Genomic DNA, 602 nt, shown 5'->3' with positions numbered 1-602 from the left:
TAATTTGGATTTTATTAAATAAATTAAAAAATAGCTTAAAAAAACGTAACAAAAATAGCTTTATCGCTATTTTCTTGATATTTTGAGCCGTTGCGGCCAATAAACACTGCATTTGAACCTGTGCTCTTCCTCTAAATCGTGCATAGCGATGTCCGTGGTGTTGTTTAGCATCAGCAAAGCTGCGCTCTATGGTTTCTTTTCGCCGAGCATAGACTTTTTTACCCCACTGACTTAAACGAATCTCGTTGGCTTTCTCTTTATCTGCTTCCCAGATATGCCGTGTGATGACTTTCTGTGTATTTTTACTCTGTGTACACTGTGACAATAACGGACAGATTTTGCAGGTTGTTGCATCAGAATGATAATGACGATAACCTTCCCTGCTGGTAGTTTTATATTTTAATGTTTGCCCGTTTGGGCAAGTATAAGTATCGTTTTGACTGTTATAGATAAACTGCTTTTTTCTGATGGGATTCGCACCATGGGTGGGACGACGATAACCCAACACCGGATATATCTGCTCTGCCAGCAGTAAATGGCAAATGGGAGCCGTAAAATAACCCGCATCAAGGCCGACACCAACCGGATTAAAGCCAAACCGC

The 602-nt window shown here is 40.5% G+C and carries 1 protein-coding gene; it reads right to left on the bottom strand.

The genetic code is table 11. From position 1 onward, the window contains the following. Nucleotides 1-602 (bottom strand): transposase (locus tag A9G41_RS13290; protein WP_257005438.1); only part of this gene is annotated, 602 nt, incomplete at both ends.

It is taken from the genome of Gilliamella sp. Nev5-1 (genome assembly GCF_001690895.1).
Lineage (GTDB): Bacteria > Pseudomonadota > Gammaproteobacteria > Enterobacterales > Orbaceae > Gilliamella > Gilliamella apicola_C.
The sequence above is the reverse complement of the archived record's forward strand: the minus strand, read 5'-3'. Positions and strand labels throughout refer to the sequence as shown.